Origin of the sequence: Pseudomonas sp. 9Ag (genome assembly GCF_902506445.1) — a bacterium.
GTDB lineage: Bacteria > Pseudomonadota > Gammaproteobacteria > Pseudomonadales > Pseudomonadaceae > Stutzerimonas > Stutzerimonas stutzeri_AB.
The window spans coordinates 1,124,246-1,139,019 of record NZ_LR733836.1; the positions used below are offsets into that span (position 1 = coordinate 1,124,246).

14 protein-coding genes are annotated in these 14,774 nt (G+C 61.1%); 7 read left to right on the forward strand and 7 right to left on the reverse strand.

The window, feature by feature from the left end:
* Nucleotides 1-6: 6 nt before the first annotated feature.
* Together ALTERO38_RS05145 and argF are read right to left on the reverse strand one after the other, a co-directional pair.
* A complete protein-coding gene (locus tag ALTERO38_RS05145) occupies nucleotides 7-1,116 on the reverse strand; it encodes an ABC transporter ATP-binding protein (protein WP_159967513.1) in 1,110 nt (369 codons plus the stop codon).
* Nucleotides 1,113-2,033, reverse strand: coding sequence for an ornithine carbamoyltransferase (gene argF, locus ALTERO38_RS05150; RefSeq protein ID WP_102835938.1), 921 nt, complete (start codon nucleotides 2,031-2,033; stop codon nucleotides 1,113-1,115). The genes ALTERO38_RS05145 and argF overlap by 4 nt, the downstream gene beginning before the upstream one ends.
* A gap of 270 nt (nucleotides 2,034-2,303) precedes the next feature.
* On the opposite strand from argF, the gene grxD reads away from it, so the two are divergent.
* Nucleotides 2,304-2,630, forward strand: a complete 327-nt coding sequence (grxD, locus tag ALTERO38_RS05155) for a Grx4 family monothiol glutaredoxin (RefSeq protein ID WP_019341028.1) — start codon at nucleotides 2,304-2,306, stop codon at nucleotides 2,628-2,630.
* A 150-nt stretch (nucleotides 2,631-2,780) separates the two neighbouring features.
* On the opposite strand, the gene bfr is transcribed toward grxD, so the two are convergent.
* Both bfr and ALTERO38_RS05165 read right to left on the reverse strand, forming a co-directional pair.
* Nucleotides 2,781-3,251 (reverse strand): bacterioferritin, encoded by a 471-nt coding sequence (bfr, locus tag ALTERO38_RS05160; RefSeq protein WP_148926462.1) that lies wholly within the window; start codon nucleotides 3,249-3,251, stop codon nucleotides 2,781-2,783.
* 198 nt (nucleotides 3,252-3,449) lie between these two features.
* Nucleotides 3,450-3,668: a bacterioferritin-associated ferredoxin gene (locus ALTERO38_RS05165; protein WP_102835940.1), complete on the reverse strand. Its 219-nt coding sequence runs from the start codon at nucleotides 3,666-3,668 to the stop codon at nucleotides 3,450-3,452.
* Nucleotides 3,669-3,846: 178 nt separating this feature from the next.
* Between ALTERO38_RS05165 and ALTERO38_RS05170 the strand changes: the two genes are divergently transcribed.
* Nucleotides 3,847-4,389, forward strand: a complete 543-nt coding sequence (locus ALTERO38_RS05170) for a YaeQ family protein (RefSeq protein ID WP_148926461.1) — start codon at nucleotides 3,847-3,849, stop codon at nucleotides 4,387-4,389.
* Between the two features lie 107 nt (nucleotides 4,390-4,496).
* Here the strand turns inward: ALTERO38_RS05170 and ALTERO38_RS05175 are convergent, their stop codons facing one another.
* From ALTERO38_RS05175 to ALTERO38_RS05185, 3 genes are read right to left on the reverse strand one after another with little or no spacing between them, the layout of a single operon-like run.
* Nucleotides 4,497-5,411 carry a biotin-dependent carboxyltransferase family protein gene (locus ALTERO38_RS05175; protein WP_159967514.1) on the reverse strand — a complete coding sequence of 305 codons (915 nt, stop codon included), beginning with the start codon at nucleotides 5,409-5,411 and terminating at the stop codon, nucleotides 4,497-4,499.
* A complete protein-coding gene (pxpB, locus tag ALTERO38_RS05180) occupies nucleotides 5,408-6,112 on the reverse strand; it encodes a 5-oxoprolinase subunit PxpB (RefSeq protein ID WP_159967515.1) in 705 nt (234 codons plus the stop codon). The genes ALTERO38_RS05175 and pxpB overlap by 4 nt, the downstream gene beginning before the upstream one ends.
* On the reverse strand, nucleotides 6,109-6,858 hold the full coding sequence (locus tag ALTERO38_RS05185) for a 5-oxoprolinase subunit PxpA (RefSeq protein ID WP_159967516.1): 750 nt from the start codon (nucleotides 6,856-6,858) through the stop codon (nucleotides 6,109-6,111). Before ALTERO38_RS05185 ends, pxpB begins: the two co-directional genes overlap by 4 nt.
* A gap of 307 nt (nucleotides 6,859-7,165) precedes the next feature.
* On the opposite strand from ALTERO38_RS05185, the gene recJ reads away from it, so the two are divergent.
* The 5 genes from recJ to prfB all read left to right on the forward strand — a co-directional run bounded on the left by recJ (nucleotide 7,166) and on the right by prfB (nucleotide 14,635).
* Entirely contained in the window at nucleotides 7,166-8,881 is a 1,716-nt protein-coding gene (gene recJ / locus ALTERO38_RS05190) for a single-stranded-DNA-specific exonuclease RecJ (protein ID WP_159967517.1), read from the forward strand.
* A gap of 235 nt (nucleotides 8,882-9,116) precedes the next feature.
* Nucleotides 9,117-11,213, forward strand: a complete 2,097-nt coding sequence (locus ALTERO38_RS05195; protein ID WP_159967518.1) for a molybdopterin oxidoreductase family protein — start codon at nucleotides 9,117-9,119, stop codon at nucleotides 11,211-11,213.
* 268 nt (nucleotides 11,214-11,481) lie between these two features.
* A complete protein-coding gene (locus ALTERO38_RS05200) occupies nucleotides 11,482-12,591 on the forward strand; it encodes an NADH:flavin oxidoreductase/NADH oxidase (protein ID WP_159967519.1) in 1,110 nt (369 codons plus the stop codon).
* A gap of 27 nt (nucleotides 12,592-12,618) precedes the next feature.
* Nucleotides 12,619-13,383, forward strand: a complete 765-nt coding sequence (locus ALTERO38_RS05205) for a tellurite resistance TerB family protein (protein ID WP_159967520.1) — start codon at nucleotides 12,619-12,621, stop codon at nucleotides 13,381-13,383.
* A gap of 156 nt (nucleotides 13,384-13,539) precedes the next feature.
* A protein-coding gene (gene prfB, locus ALTERO38_RS05210) for a peptide chain release factor 2 (RefSeq protein WP_148926453.1) occupies nucleotides 13,540-14,635 on the forward strand; the annotation gives its coding sequence in 2 pieces (ribosomal slippage) (nucleotides 13,540-13,611 and nucleotides 13,613-14,635; 1,095 coding nt in all).
* The last annotated feature ends 139 nt before the right edge of the window (nucleotides 14,636-14,774 follow it).

Genomic DNA, 14,774 nt, shown 5'->3' on the forward strand with positions numbered 1-14,774 from the left:
ATGAGTTCAAACGTTGCTGCTGTAACGCCGCACGCCCGCTTCTGGCAGTTTTTCATAGGCGGCCACGCTGCCCTGCGCCGGGAACACCACAAGATGGTCGGCAGCGATCGCAATGCCTACTTCCTGGCCTGTCGAATAGTCCGCGTGGCTGGGAAATATTCCCTCGAGCTGATTGCCGGTGGGCAACTGCAGTCGATACAAGGTCGAGGCACCAAGGAAAGTCTTGCCGACAATGAGCGCCTTGAGCCTGCTCTCCGGTGAGTAGACGATGTCATCCGGACGCAGCAGAACGTCTACTGAGCTGCCAGCCGGCATGGTGTAGGCGCGGTTGCCGCGAATGACGCCCAGTTCGGTTTGCACCGTCTCCGGGTCGATCAGCTGGCCACGAATGAAGTAGCCCTGGCCGATGAAGCTCGCCACAAAAGGTGTAAGCGGCTCATGGTAGAGGTTGAAAGGGGTGTCCCACTGTTCCAGCCTACCATCCTTGAATACGCCGACCTGGTCACTGACGGCGAAGGCTTCTTCCTGATCGTGGGTGACGAGGATCGCGCTGGTACCACGCGCCTTCAGAATCTCGCGGACTTCATGGCTCAAGCGTCGGCGCAGGTCGCCGTCGAGGTTGGAGAACGGTTCGTCTAGCAGGAGCAGTTCCGGCTCGGGTGCAAGTGCTCGGGCGAGCGCAACGCGTTGCTGCTGGCCGCCGGAGAGCTCGTGTGGGTAACGCTTGCCGAGCGGGGAGAGATGCACCAGATCGAGCATTTCGCGCACGATGCGTTGCGATTGCGGATGCTTGCGAATCCCGAAGGCGATATTTTCGGTCACCGTCAGATGCGGGAAAAGGGCATAGTCCTGGAAAACCATGCCGACCCGGCGCTTCTCGGGTGCCAGAGTGAAACCACGCCGCGAAAGCACTTCGCCGCCCAGTTGGATCTCACCATCGTTGACGTGCTCGAATCCGGCGATAGCCCGCAGCGTAGTGGTCTTACCGCAACCGGATGGCCCGAGAAGGCACCCGATATCACCGCGATTCAGATGCAGATTGAGGTTCTGCACAATGCTCTGTTCGCCATAACCGCAGGCGAGGTCGCGCAGGTGGAGCAGCGGCTCATGGCTCATGCGTGGTGGTAAGCCGGCTCGACCAGAAACTCAAGCAGGGCTTTCTGCACATGCAGACGGTTTTCGGCCTGTTGCCAGGCGACTGCACGCTTGTCGTCGAGCACATCGTGGCTGATTTCTTCGCCGCGATGTGCCGGCAGGCAATGCATGAACAGAACGTCTTCAGCGGCCGCGTCGAGCAAGGCCCGGTCGACCTGATACGGCCGGAAGGTGGCCATGCGTGCGGCGACTTCATCTTCCTGGCCCATGGAGGCCCAAACATCGGTGCTGACCAGGTGCGCGCCCGCTACTGCTTCGCGTGGGTCGCGGAATATCTGCACCCGGTCACCGGCCTGCGCAAGCAGCTCGCTGTCGGGCTCGTAGCCCTCAGGGCAAGCGATACGCAGCTGGAAATCGAACTGAAGCGCCGCCTCCATATAGGAGTTGCACATGTTATTGCCGTCGCCGATCCACGCTGCGGTCTTGCCCGCGATACTGCCGCGCAACTCATGAAACGTCTGCATGTCGGCCATCAATTGGCAAGGGTGGAGATCATCCGACAGGCCGTTAATTACCGGTACCGAAGAGTTCGCCGCAAACTCGGTCAGCGTTGAATGAGCGAAGGTGCGGATCATGATGGCGTCGAGCATGCTTGACATGACGATGGCGGAGTCGCTGATCGGTTCGCCGCGACCCAGCTGCGTGTCGCGCGGTGAAAGGAATACGGCTTGGCCACCGAGCTGAATCATTCCTGCTTCGAAAGACAGTCTCGTGCGGGTCGAGGCTTTTTCGAAAATCATGCCCAGAACGCGGTTTTTCAGCGGCTCGAACAGAATGCCGCGCTCGCGCAGATCCTTCAGCTCGATGCCGCGACGGACCAGGCCTAACAGCTCCTGGGGCGTGCAATCCATCAGTGAGAGAAAGTGCCTTGCGCTCATATCAACTACCTTTCATTGCCGCAGTCGAGGCCGGAGATTTCGACGAAATAGAAGGGCCTACGACAGGGGTCGCATAGATGGCGACGAAACGGGAAAGGCGCGATCTTATCCAGAAAGCCTCAGCCGGCGCAAATCGGCCTCAGCGCGCCAGAATCGTGCGCTTCAGGGAAGCTGTGCTGCATGTGCGTTAATAAAAGCCGAGCCCGCGACTCGGCTTTTAGGCTGCTGTTCTGTACAATGCGCGGCAACCGAGACTAGCCGAGGTGCCCCATGGATATCATCGAAACCATCAAAGAGCAGATCGAAAAGAACCCGGTGCTGCTTTACATGAAAGGCTCGCCCAATGCACCGCAGTGCGGCTTTTCCGCCCGTGCGACCCAGGCTGTGATGGGCTGTGGTGAGAAATTCGCCTACGTCGACATCCTACAAAATCCTGAAATTCGTACCAATCTACCGAAATATGCCAACTGGCCGACCTTTCCCCAGTTGTGGGTGGATGGCGAGTTGGTCGGTGGCAGCGACATCATTCTTGAGATGTTCGAAAAGGGTGAGTTGCAACCGCTGATCAAGCAAGCCGTTGAAAAAGCTGGCGCTTGATAGCTACTCCGAAAAACCCGCTAAAGAGCGGGTTTTTTTATGCCTACGTTTAGGCAAGCTTCGATATTTCAGCGTGATGTGACGTTCAGTTGCGTCAGGCAATAACGAAAACGGGAGCCTAGGCTCCCGTTTTCGCTGAAAAGCGACGGTTTACTCGTCCATCTGCGACTGGAGGTAGTTCTCCATGCCAACCTTGCCGATCAGGCTCAGTTGAGTCTCCAGCCAATCGATGTGTTCTTCCTCGGATTCAAGAATGTCTTCAAGCAGCTCGCGGGTGCCGTAATCGCCGATGCTTTCACAATAGGCGATGGCAACCTTCAGATCCTGTATGCCGCCTTGCTCGAGCTTGAGGTCGCAGTCGAGCATCTCGCGGGTGTTTTCACCGATCAGCAGCTTTCCCAGATCCTGCAGATTGGGCAGGCCTTCGAGAAAGAGGATGCGCTTGATCAGCTTGTCCGCATGCTTCATCTCGTCGATGGATTCTTTGTACTCATGCTTGCCTAGCTTGCCGAGACCCCAATCTTCGTACATGCGTGCATGCAGGAAGTACTGGTTGATTGCGACCAGTTCGTTGCCAAGAATCTTGTTCAGATGCTGAATGACCAGCTTGTCGCCTTTCATGTCGGTGCCCTGCGTCGAATCGGGTTCGTTAATAAGCGCAGTCTGGCCACGAACCTGGGTGCTGTCAAACCTAAGTCCTTGAATGATAAAGGGTAAAGCGAAATAAGAATAAGTCTGTTCCGCGACTGGCGGCCAAGGCCTTGATTCGCGGGCAGAAAAAAGCCGGGCATGTGCCCGGCTCGGGTAAATCGATGTGGATCAGGCGGGTGAAAATCCGGCTGGGTAAGCAAGGGAGGCGCTGGCGTTCTGTATATCGCTCAGGGTTTCGCGCACAACCTGCTTGGCGACGCAGGCGCACTTACCGCATTGGGTGGCAACGCCAGTGGCATCTCGCACTTCACGATAGCTGCAGCAACCTTCATAGATGGCTTCACGGATCTGGCCGTCGGTAACGCCCTGGCAAAGACACACGTACATATGAACTACCCGTTGGGTCTGCGAATAAAGTGGATGCTAAATATAATGAGAACGATTGTCAAAGAACGTTCGTCGGATTTTTTCATGCTCGTTGTGGCATTGAAAGCCGTGCTAAGAGCGCCTCTGTAATAGTGCCGATACGCTAAACTGCGGCTCCTTTTTCCCGTCCGGAGCTGTCATGGCCCTGCAAGCCACACCGTATAAGGTCGAGATCAATCTCACCGATCTTGATCGCCACGTTTATCAGGATCTGCGCTTTACCGTTGCTCGGCATCCCTCTGAGACAGAGGAGCGCCTGGTCGCAAGGCTGATCGCTTACGTGCTCTGGTATGACGAGAGGCTCGCTTTCGGTCGGGGGCTGTCGGATGTCGATGAACCCGCGTTGTGGGAGAAGAGCCTCGATGATCGCGTGCTGCACTGGATCGAAGTCGGCCAGCCGGATGCTGAGCGGATCACCTGGTGCTCGCGCCGCGCGGAACGCTTCAGCTTGGTCGCTTACGGGAATCTGCGGGTATGGCAGACGAAGGTGCTCGACAGCGTGCGCAGCCTGAAAAAGATCAACGTTGTGGCCGTGGGGCAGGAGGCACTGGAGTCAGTGGCGCGCGATTTACCCAGGGCGATCAGCTGGAGCGTGATGGTCAGCGAGGGTTCATTGTTCATCACCGATGAGCGCGGCCAGCATGAAGTGCCGCTTGAGTGGCTGATTGGGGAGCGCGGCTGAGGCGTTCGCCGACTGTATTGGCTCCCATGCCTGAATCAAAATCGCCAAAATCGGATTCGCGCGCCTTCAGGCAGACAAGCCGTCTGTGTATTGCGCCGCTGACACTCTTATTGCCACTGGGCGAGTAACAGGCGTTGCTCGCGTTGCGCAGCCTGCAGGGCTTTCGGCTTCAAATGGACCTCGGTGCCGGGCAGGCACTGCGCCAGGCGCGCCACCGCAAGTGGGGTCAGTGCGCCCAGCCTAGGGTAGCCGCCAATGGTTTGCCGGTCATTGAGCAGCACGATGGGCTGGCCATCCGGCGGCACTTGGATAGCACCCAGCGGCACGCCTTCGGAAATCATCGACTGCCGCGAACTGCGCAGCACTGGCCCCAGCAGGCGGATGCCCATACGGTCTGCACGCTGGTCGACCGTCCAAGGGCGGTTGAACACGTCGAACAGGCTCTGGCCGCTGAAATCTCCGATCTGCGCGCCCAGCACGACCTCTAGTGGCGTATCGGTAAACAGTGGAGGGTTCTGTTCAGAGCCTAATTCGCGTGCGCTAGCAGGGGCGCCACTGTAAATCAGCCGATCACCCTCGGTCAGGGGCTGGCCATCGCCGTGCAGGCCGCCGAGTCCCTCTCGGCGCACCGTAGCGCAGCTGCCCAGGAGTTGCGGCGCCGCGAATCCGCCCGGCGCGGCGAGATAGGCCCGCACGCCCAGTTGCGGCGTGCCGAAGCGCAGACGCTGTCCTTTGCGGATGGTGAAACTGCGCCCCGGCGCGATGGGCTGTCCTTCCAGTGTCGCTGCGAGGTCGGCGCCACACAGGGCCAGGCAGCTATCTGTCTCAGCGAGCAGAGTCAGATTGCCGAGGGTGATTTCCACCGTGGCGGCATGAAGTGGACTACCCAGCAGCCAGTTGGCCCAGGATTGCGACACCCAGTCAGCAGCACCGCCCTGGGTCACACCAAGATGACGGACGCCGAATCGACCGCTGTCCTGCAGGCTGGCCAAGGCGCCGCTGCGCTCGATCAGCAGGGTCATGACGTCACCTCGTAAGGCGTGTCGTCTCCGCCTAACCTGACGAATTCGGCGTGATCGATGGGCTGAAAACGGACCCTGTCACCGGGTTGCCAGATGCTGTAGTCATCCAGCTCACGATCAAACAGGCGGGTCGGGCTGCGTCCGACAAGGTTCCAGCCGCCGGGAGAAACCAGCGGATAGATGGCCGTCTGGCGATCAGCGATACCCAGGCTGCCGGCCGGGACTCGCTTACGCGGCGTTTGCAGGCGCGGGCTGGCGAGGCATTCGTCGAGCAGCCCCATGAAGGCGAAGCCCGGTGCAAATCCCAGCGCGAAAACCTGGTAGGTGCGGGCGCTGTGCCGTTCGATCACGCCTGCCATGCCGAGCCCACTGCGTTGGCCCAATGCCTCCAGTTCCGGGCCGACGCTTGGGTCATACCACACTGGAATGTTCAATTCACGCGTCTGGCCACAGGCGTCTGGCTGCAGGTTGTGCAGCGCTTCGGCCACTCGCTGACGCGCCTGATCGTCGTTGAGCTGGCGCAGGTCGTAGTGCACCAGCAAGGTGGTGTAGGAGGGCACCAGATCTAGCAACGCCCCACCGAAGGCATCGCGCAGCCGTCCGGTTGCCGCGAGCAGCCAGGGCATGTGGGCTTCGTCGATCTCGTCGAACAGGCGCAGCATCAGACAGTCGATGCCGACGACCTCTATCCGTGGCTTCATCCGGCCAGGTTCTCGAGTGCCAGGCGTATCCGCTGGACTGCCGCAACAGAGCCGGCATTGTCTCCGTGTACGCAGAGGGTGTCGGCAAGCAGCCTCAGCGGGCTGCCGTCGCTGGCGACGAGCGCTTCGCCCATGGCCAGGCTCAGAGCCTGGGCGGCGACCGTATCGGTGTCGTGATGTACGGCGCCGAGCTGATCACGGGAGACCAGCCTGCCGTCCGGATCATAGGCGCGGTCAGCAAACACCTCGAACCACAGGGTCACGCCAAGCTCGTCACCCAGCGTCTGGGCGGCGCTGTTGTCGCGGGTCGACATCAGCATCAAGGGCAGCGTTGGCGAGTAGGCGATGACGGCTTTCATGACCGCGCGAAGCAGTTCGGGCTTGCGCATCATGTCGTTGTAGAGAGCTCCGTGGGGTTTGACATAGCTGACCTGGTTGCCCTCCGCGCGGCAGATGCCTTCCAGCGCGCCGATCTGATAGAGCAGCATGTTCTCCACTTCGTCCGGGCTGCAAGCCATGGAGCGGCGCCCGAAGCCGGCCAGGTCGGGGTAGGCCGGGTGCGCGCCGATCATGACCTGATGCTCTGTCGCCAGGGCCACTGTGCGGCGCATGATTTGCGGGTCCGACGCGTGAAATCCACAAGCTACGTTTGCACAATCGATGAAAGGCATGACTTCGGCGTCCAGGCCCATTGTCCAGGCTCCGAAACTCTCGCCAATGTCGCAATTAAGTAGCAGGCGCTTCATGCCGGTCTCCGGGGTAATGGCGGGTTTCGTATTGGCCTTGCGCGGTTGTCACGATGATAGAGCATTGATGCGCGATGCCTGATCATAGGGCACACCGTCGGCGGGCAGCCCGGCAATAATTCATTGCTGTATGCTTGCGGCCAGCTCAAGCGGCGCCTGCTGCGTCGGTACTTCTGCCGTGGCTGCCTGACCATCGGAATCAAGAGCCGCCTCTGCGCGGTAGCGTCTACCATGTCCGCCGCTATGGCCAGCCTGCGCCCTCCGCTATGACTGTCACCCACTTCACGCTGCACCGGATAATCAACAGATGCGTATCGAACCTCGCCCCCTTCCCGAGCAGCTTCCCGACCTGGGAGACCTGCCGCCGCTGTTGACGCGTCTCTACGCTGCCCGTGGCGTGCAGTCGATTAGCGAGCTGGACAAAGGCTTGGCGCGCTTGATCCCCTACGGTCAACTCAAGGGCATCGACGCCGCTGTGGCGCTGCTGGTCGAAGCAATCGAAACTCGCCAGCGCATTCTGTTTGTGGGTGATTTTGACGCCGACGGCGCAACCGCCAGTACCGTGGGTGTGCTGGGCCTGCGTCAGCTGGGTGCTGCTCACGTGGATTATCTGGTGCCCAATCGCTTCGAGTACGGCTACGGTCTGACGCCAGAGATCGTTGCCGTGGCGCTCGAGCGTCGGCCTGATCTGCTGGTGACGGTGGATAACGGCATTTCCAGCGTCGACGGCGTAGCGGCAGCCAAGGCGGCAGGCCTCAAGGTCCTGGTGACCGACCATCACCTGCCTGGTACCGAGTTGCCAGCGGCAGATGCCATCGTCAACCCCAACCAGCCTGAATGCGCCTTTCCAAGCAAGTGCATTGCTGGCGTCGGGGTGATTTTCTACGTGTTGCTGGCGTTGCGTGCGGCACTTCGCGACAGGGGCTGGTTCAGCCGCCATGGCTGGGCGGAACCGAACCTGGCCGAGCTGCTGGATCTAGTGGCGCTGGGCAGCGTCGCTGACGTGGTGCCGCTGGATGCAAACAACCGCATCCTCGTGCATCAAGGTTTGGCTCGAATCCGTGCCGGTCGTGCACGGCCGGGGTTGAGGGCAATTCTGGAGGTTGCCGGGCGCGATCACAGCCGCATTACCTCGACCGATCTTGGCTTCATTCTGGGCCCGCGCTTGAACGCGGCAGGTCGCCTCGACGATATGGCTTTGGGCATCGAGTGTCTGCTCTGTGAAGACGAAGCGCTTGCGCGCGACATGGCCGTTCAGCTCGACCAGCTCAACCAGGACCGCAAGGGCATCGAACAGGGCATGCAACGCGAGGCGCTGGCCCAGCTAAAGGACCTGCCGCTTGAAGACATGCCGTTCGGCCTGTGCTTGTTCGAGCCGGACTGGCACCAGGGCGTCATCGGCATCCTCGCCTCACGTCTCAAGGAGCGGTACCACCGTCCGACCATCGCCTTCGCCGATGCTGGGGAAGGCGTGCTCAAGGGCTCGGCGCGGTCAGTGCCGGGGTTTCATATCCGCGATGCGCTGGATGCGGTTGCGGCGCGTCATCCGGGTTTGATCAGCAAGTTTGGCGGGCATGCGATGGCGGCTGGCCTGTCGCTGCCTGAGGCTAATTTCGGTGCCTTCGCCGCGGCATTCGATGCCGAGGTGCGTCGTCAGCTCTGTGAGGACGACCTCACCGGGCGTCTGCTGACCGATGGCCAATTGAGTGTCGAGGAATTCCATCTAGAGCTGGCCAAGGCGCTGCGCAACGCCGGGCCATGGGGGCAGCACTTCCCCGAACCAGTGTTTCACGGCGTTTTCCAGCTGGTGCAGCAGCGGCTGGTCGGCGAGAAGCACTTGAAGATGGTGCTCAAGAGCGAATGCGGCTCGCTGACCCTCGATGGAATCGCGTTCAACATTGATCGCGAACTTTGGCCAAACCCCACGGTGCGCTGGGCCGATCTGGCCTACAAGCTGGACGTCAATGAATTCCGCGGGCGTGAAAGCGTGCAGTTGCTGGTGGCGCATATCGCTGCGCGATGACCGCTCGGTCTGCACCCTGCGCGATATAAGGCTCAAGAGACTCGCGCGATTCGCTGCTGCAGGTGGTGTCGGTTTGCGGACCGCTGGGGCTTCAGGTCCCCATGCCTTCCGCTGACTGGCCTGAGCAAGATCGGTTATCTGAATCGGGCGCTATTTGCCTGGGCGTGCATGATTGGCGCAGGCCCGGCTCAGGCCTAGAGTGTTCTGATTACAAGAACAATCTCTGGAGCCCGCGATGAGCGAAACGACCCAGCACCACCGTGCCTGTCACCTGTGCGAGGCCATTTGCGGCCTGACCATCGAAACTCGTGATGAGCAGATCGTATCAGTCAAGGGCGACCCTCAGGACAGTTTCAGTCGTGGTCACATCTGCCCCAAGGCTGTCGCGTTGCAAGACATCCAGAACGATCCGGATCGCCTGCGCCACCCGATGCGCCGGGTAGGCAACGAGTGGCAGGCGATTGAGTGGGACGAAGCCTTCGCGTTGGTGGCAGATCGGTTCGCCGAGATTCGCGAGCGTCACGGCAATAATGCGCTGGCGGTCTATCAGGGCAACCCCAGCGTGCACAATTACGGGCTGATGACCCACAGCAACTATTTTCTGGGCCAGTTTAAAACCCGCAATCGCTTTTCAGCCACCTCGGTCGATCAGCTGCCGCATCACCTGACCAGCCTGATGATGTACGGCCACGGTCTGCTGATCCCGATTCCAGACATCGACCACACCGATTTCATGCTGATACTGGGCGGTAATCCGCTGGCATCGAATGGCAGCATCATGACCGTCCCGGATGTGGAAAAACGGCTGAAGGCATTGCAGGCACGCGGCGGCAAGCTGGTGGTGGTCGACCCGCGTCGCAGCGAAACCGCTGCCATTGCCGATCAGCATCTGTTCGTCCGCCCGGGCGAAGACGCGGCGCTGCTTTTCGGCTTGCTCAATACGCTTTTCGACGAAGACCTGACACGTGCCAGCCATCTTCCCGTGGCTGACCTGGATGAACTCCGAGCGGCGGTGAAATCTTTCACCGCTGAAGCAATGGGGCCGCGCTGCGGCGTGCCGGCTGTGCAGATTCGGCAACTGGCACGGGATTTCGCTGCGGCGGACAAAGCGGTCTGCTACGGCCGGATGGGCGTTTCGACCCAGGCGTTCGGCACGCTATGCCAGTGGCTGGTGCAGTCGATCAACCTGGTCACTGGCAACCTGGATCGGGTCGGTGGCGCGCTGTGCACGGAGCCGGCGGTGGATCTCGTGGCAAACACCTCCGGCGGACATTTCAACCGCTGGCAGAGCCGGGTTTCAGGACTGCCGGAATACGGCGGCGAGCTGCCGGTATCAGCGCTGGCCGAGGAGATGCTTACCGAAGGGGACGGGCAGATTCGCGCGCTGGTGACGGTAGCCGGCAATCCGGTGCTTTCCACACCCAACGGGCGCAAGCTGGAGCAGGCGCTCGACGGCCTGGAATTCATGCTCAGCGTGGATTTCTACATCAATGAAACGACCCGCTACGCTGATCTGATCCTGCCGCCGACGGCGCCGTTGGAGCATGATCATTACGACACCACCTTCAACACGTTCGCGGTGCGCAACGTTACCCGCTTCAACGAGCCGGTACTCAGCAAGCCGGCGGGTGCGCTGCATGACTGGGAAATTTTCATCGGCCTGGCCAAGGCGTTCGCGGCGCGCACCGGCGGCGATCTCAAGCCCACCGTCGCGCCAGAACAGATGATCGATCGTGGCCTGCGTGCCGGCCCTTATGGCGAGAAAAGCGAACTGGACTTGAGTCTTTCCCGGCTGCGCGACTATCCGCACGGGCTTGATCTTGGTCCGCTGAAGCCCAATCTGGCCGGGCGACTGAAAACCGAAGGCCGGCGCGTTCAGGCGGCGCCCCCGCTGTTCCTCGGTGATCTGCAGCGTTTTGCGGCGTCGATCTCGGCGCCGTCGGATCAACTGGTACTGATAGGCCGCCGCCATGTGCGCAGCAATAACTCGTGGATGCACAACTACCACCGGCTGGTTAAGGGCAAGCCGCGACATCAGCTGCTGATGAATCCGGTTGATCTGAGCCGGCTGGGGCTGCTTGACGGTCAGCGCGTTCGGGTTCGCTCGCGGGTCGGCATGATCGAAGTTGAAGTGGCTGTCAGCGACGAGATGATGCCCGGTGTGGTCAGCCTGCCGCACGGCTGGGGCCATGGTCGTCCCGGTGCGCAGCTGGAGATTGCCAATCGCCAGCCGGGTGCCAGTGCCAACGACCTCACCGACGAGCGCCAGCTCGATGCCTTGTCGGGAAACGCAGCACTCAATGGCGTACCGGTGGAGGTAGAGGCGGCATAACTGCAGATGCGGGGATGGCGAGTGGTTTGCCATCCCCCAAGCTTCCAATATTTCCGAACAAGACCGAGCTGGGATAGCGATCTGCTATTTGCGTGGACGCTCCTTGTACGCAGAAGGTCATGTCGGCGGTCGATCAATGTTGGCTCACGCCGGTGTGCAACACCCGGTCACCGAATTCTCGGTAAACACCATCCAGGCCGAGCAAAGTCACCGAAACAGTCTGTACTGAAGGATGTCCAAAAACGCATCCCCTGCAGTCGAGGTTTCCATGACCCAGCTCTTCCAGCCGCTCACCTTGCGCCAGCTGACCCTGCCCAATCGCATTGCCGTATCGCCCATGTGTCAGTACTCGGCCAAGGCCGGTATGGCCAACGATTGGCATCTGGTGCACCTGGGTAGCCGCGCAGTGGGCGGGGCAGGGCTGGTGATCATCGAGGCGACCGCTGTTTCGGCCAATGGACGGATTTCGCCTGAGGACCTGGGGATATGGTCTGACGAACATATCGAGCCGCTTCGGCGAATCACACGCTTCATCGAGGCTCAGGGCTCCGTCGCTGGGATTCAGCTGGCTCATGCCGGCCGCAAGGCGAGCACCTGGCAGCCCTGGCTTGGGCGGCATGGCAGCGTCCCCATCGCTGCCGGAGGCTGGACGCCGGTAGGTCCGTCGACTATTGCCTTCGACCCGGAACATGCGGTTCCAACCGCGCTCGACGAGGCGGGAATTCAGGATGTCATTCAGGCGTTTATTCGCGCCGCCGAGCGGTCACTCGCGGCTGGCTTCAAGATTGCCGAAATACACGCCGCCCACGGCTACTTGCTGCATCAGTTCCTTTCACCGCTGTCCAACCAGCGCCAGGATGCCTATGGCGGCTCGTTTGAAAACCGCATCCGGCTGCTTTTGGAAGTGACCGAGGCGGTACGGGCGGTATGGCCGGAAGAGTTGCCGCTGTTCGTTCGCCTGTCCGCAACCGACTGGGTCCAGGACGGATGGAACTCGGAAGAAACCGTCGAACTGGCGCGCCGGCTGAAGACGCTGGGCGTCGACATGATCGATGTCTCGTCGGGCGGCACGGCGGTCAACGCGGAGATCCCGGTTGGACCGGGCTACCAGACCCAGTTCGCCGAGCAGGTCCGGCGCGAGGCGGGTATCGCCACCGGCACCGTCGGCATGATCACCGAGGCGGTTCAGGCCGAACACATTCTGCGTACCGGCCAGGCCGACCTGATCCTGCTGGCCCGTGAGCTGTTGCGTGATCCGTACTGGCCGCTACATGCCGCCGAAGATCTTCGTGACTGCTCGGTGCCCTGGCCTGCCCAGTATGTGCGTGCGGCCCACCGCAATACGCCGATCCGACAGGTTCCCGATTCGCTTGATTAATCCATCACTTCGTATACAGGTATTTTCATGAAAACCTCCGGTTTGCTCGATCAACTGCTCAAATCCGGGCAGGATCTTCTACAGAAGCAGCAGGGCTCGGTTACGCGCCCCGGTAATACCAATAGCAGCAGCGGCGGCTCGCTCGGCGACATGCTCTCCGGCGCAGGTGGGCCTCTGGGTAGCCTGCTTGGAGGCGCTGGCGGGCGTGGAAAGGGTGCGCTGGCGACCGGCGCGCTCGGCATGTTGCTGGGCAGCCGAAGCGGACGTCGCATGGGTGGCAAGGCTGTCACCTATGGTGGTCTGGCCGCACTCGGCATGCTGGCCTACAAAGCCTATGGCAACTGGCAGGCGCAGCAGGCTCAACAGGGTGCCGCAGCAGCTGCGAGCGCACCGCGCACTGAGCCGAAGACGGTCGACCGGCTTCCGCCAGACCAGGTTGAAGAGCACAGTCGTGGCATCCTCAAGGCGCTAGTCGCTGCGGCTAAAGCCGACGGTCATGTCGACGATCAGGAGCGCAAGATGATCGAGGCCGAGCTGGCCCAGCTCACCGACGATCCTGAATTGCAGCATTGGCTGGAGGCGGAGCTGAACAAGCCGCTCGATCCAGTAGATGTGGCCGCGGCTGCCACTACGCCGGAAATGGCTTCGGAGATGTACCTCGCCAGTGTCTTGATGGTGGACGAGGAGCAGTTCATGGAGCGCGCCTACCTGGACGAGCTGGCTCGCCAGCTGAAGCTCGATCCGCAGTTGAAGGCCGAACTGGAAAGCCAGGTGCGCGGCGTTTCCGCCTGACCTCAAATGGGGCGGCGAGCACGCCGCCTTTCCAACGAGCCCTGGTCAATCTGCTTGACATTCGCCGCGCCGACGGTCCCGCGTGGGCTGTCAGTCACGGTCAGCTGCGCTATAATCGCCGGCTTTTCGCAACGTCCGATTGAGAGCTGCCGACCTATGGAAATCAACCCGATCCTCAACAGCATCAAGGACCTGTCCGACCGCACCCAGTCAATTCGGGGGTATCTTTGACTACGATCAGAAGCATGATCGTCTGGTTGAAGTAAACCGCGAACTCGAAGACCCGAACGTCTGGAACAAGCCTGAGTACGCCCAGAACCTGGGCCGCGAGCGAGCCACCCTGGCGCAGATCGTCGAAACCATCGACGATCTCGAAGGTGGACTGGCCGACTCCCGCGACCTGCTCGACATGGCTGTCGAAGAAGACGACCAGAGCGCCGTAGACGACGTCGCGGCCGAGCTGGAGCGTCTGCGTGGCATCCTCGAGGGGCTGGAATTCCGCCGCATGTTCAGCGGCGAAATGGACCCCAACAACGCCTACCTCGACATCCAAGCCGGTTCCGGCGGCACCGAGGCGCAGGACTGGGCCAACATACTCCTGCGCATGTACCTGCGCTGGGCCGACAAGCGCGGTTTCAGCGCTGAGATCGTCGAGCTGTCCGAGGGCGAAGTCGCCGGCATCAAGGGCGCTACCGTCCACATCAAGGGCGAATACGCCTTCGGCTGGTTGCGCACCGAGATCGGAGTGCACCGCCTGGTGCGCAAGAGTCCGTTCGACTCTGGAGCGCGCCGCCACACCTCGTTCTCGGCAGTGTTCGTCTCGCCCGAGATCGACGACAGGGTCGAGATCGACATCAATCCGGCCGACCTGCGCATCGACACCTACCGCTCTTCCGGTGCCGGTGGTCAGCACGTCAATACCACCGACTCGGCGGTACGTATTACCCACGTACCAACCAACACGGTGGTGGCCTGCCAGAACGAGCGTTCCCAGCACGCCAACAAGGACACCGCCATGAAAATGCTGCGGGCCCGGTTGTACGAGCAGGAAATGCAGAAGCGCAACGCGGCCTCCCAGGCCCTGGAAGACACCAAGTCCGATATCGGTTGGGGTCATCAGATTCGCTCCTATGTGCTCGACGACTCGCGCATCAAGGATTTACGTACCGGCGTGGAACGTAGCGACTGCCAGAAGGTGCTGGACGGCGACATCGACCAGTACCTCGAAGCCAGTCTGAAGCAAGGGCTTTAACGCGACTGACCTTGGCCAGCGTGGGTGGGCTGAAGCGGAACGCCGCCCGGCTCACCCAGCTCGAGTTCCAAGTGTCCAGATGTAGGGTGGGATTCAGCCCACCAAAACAGGGGCAGGTCACGGTGGGCTGAAGTGAAAC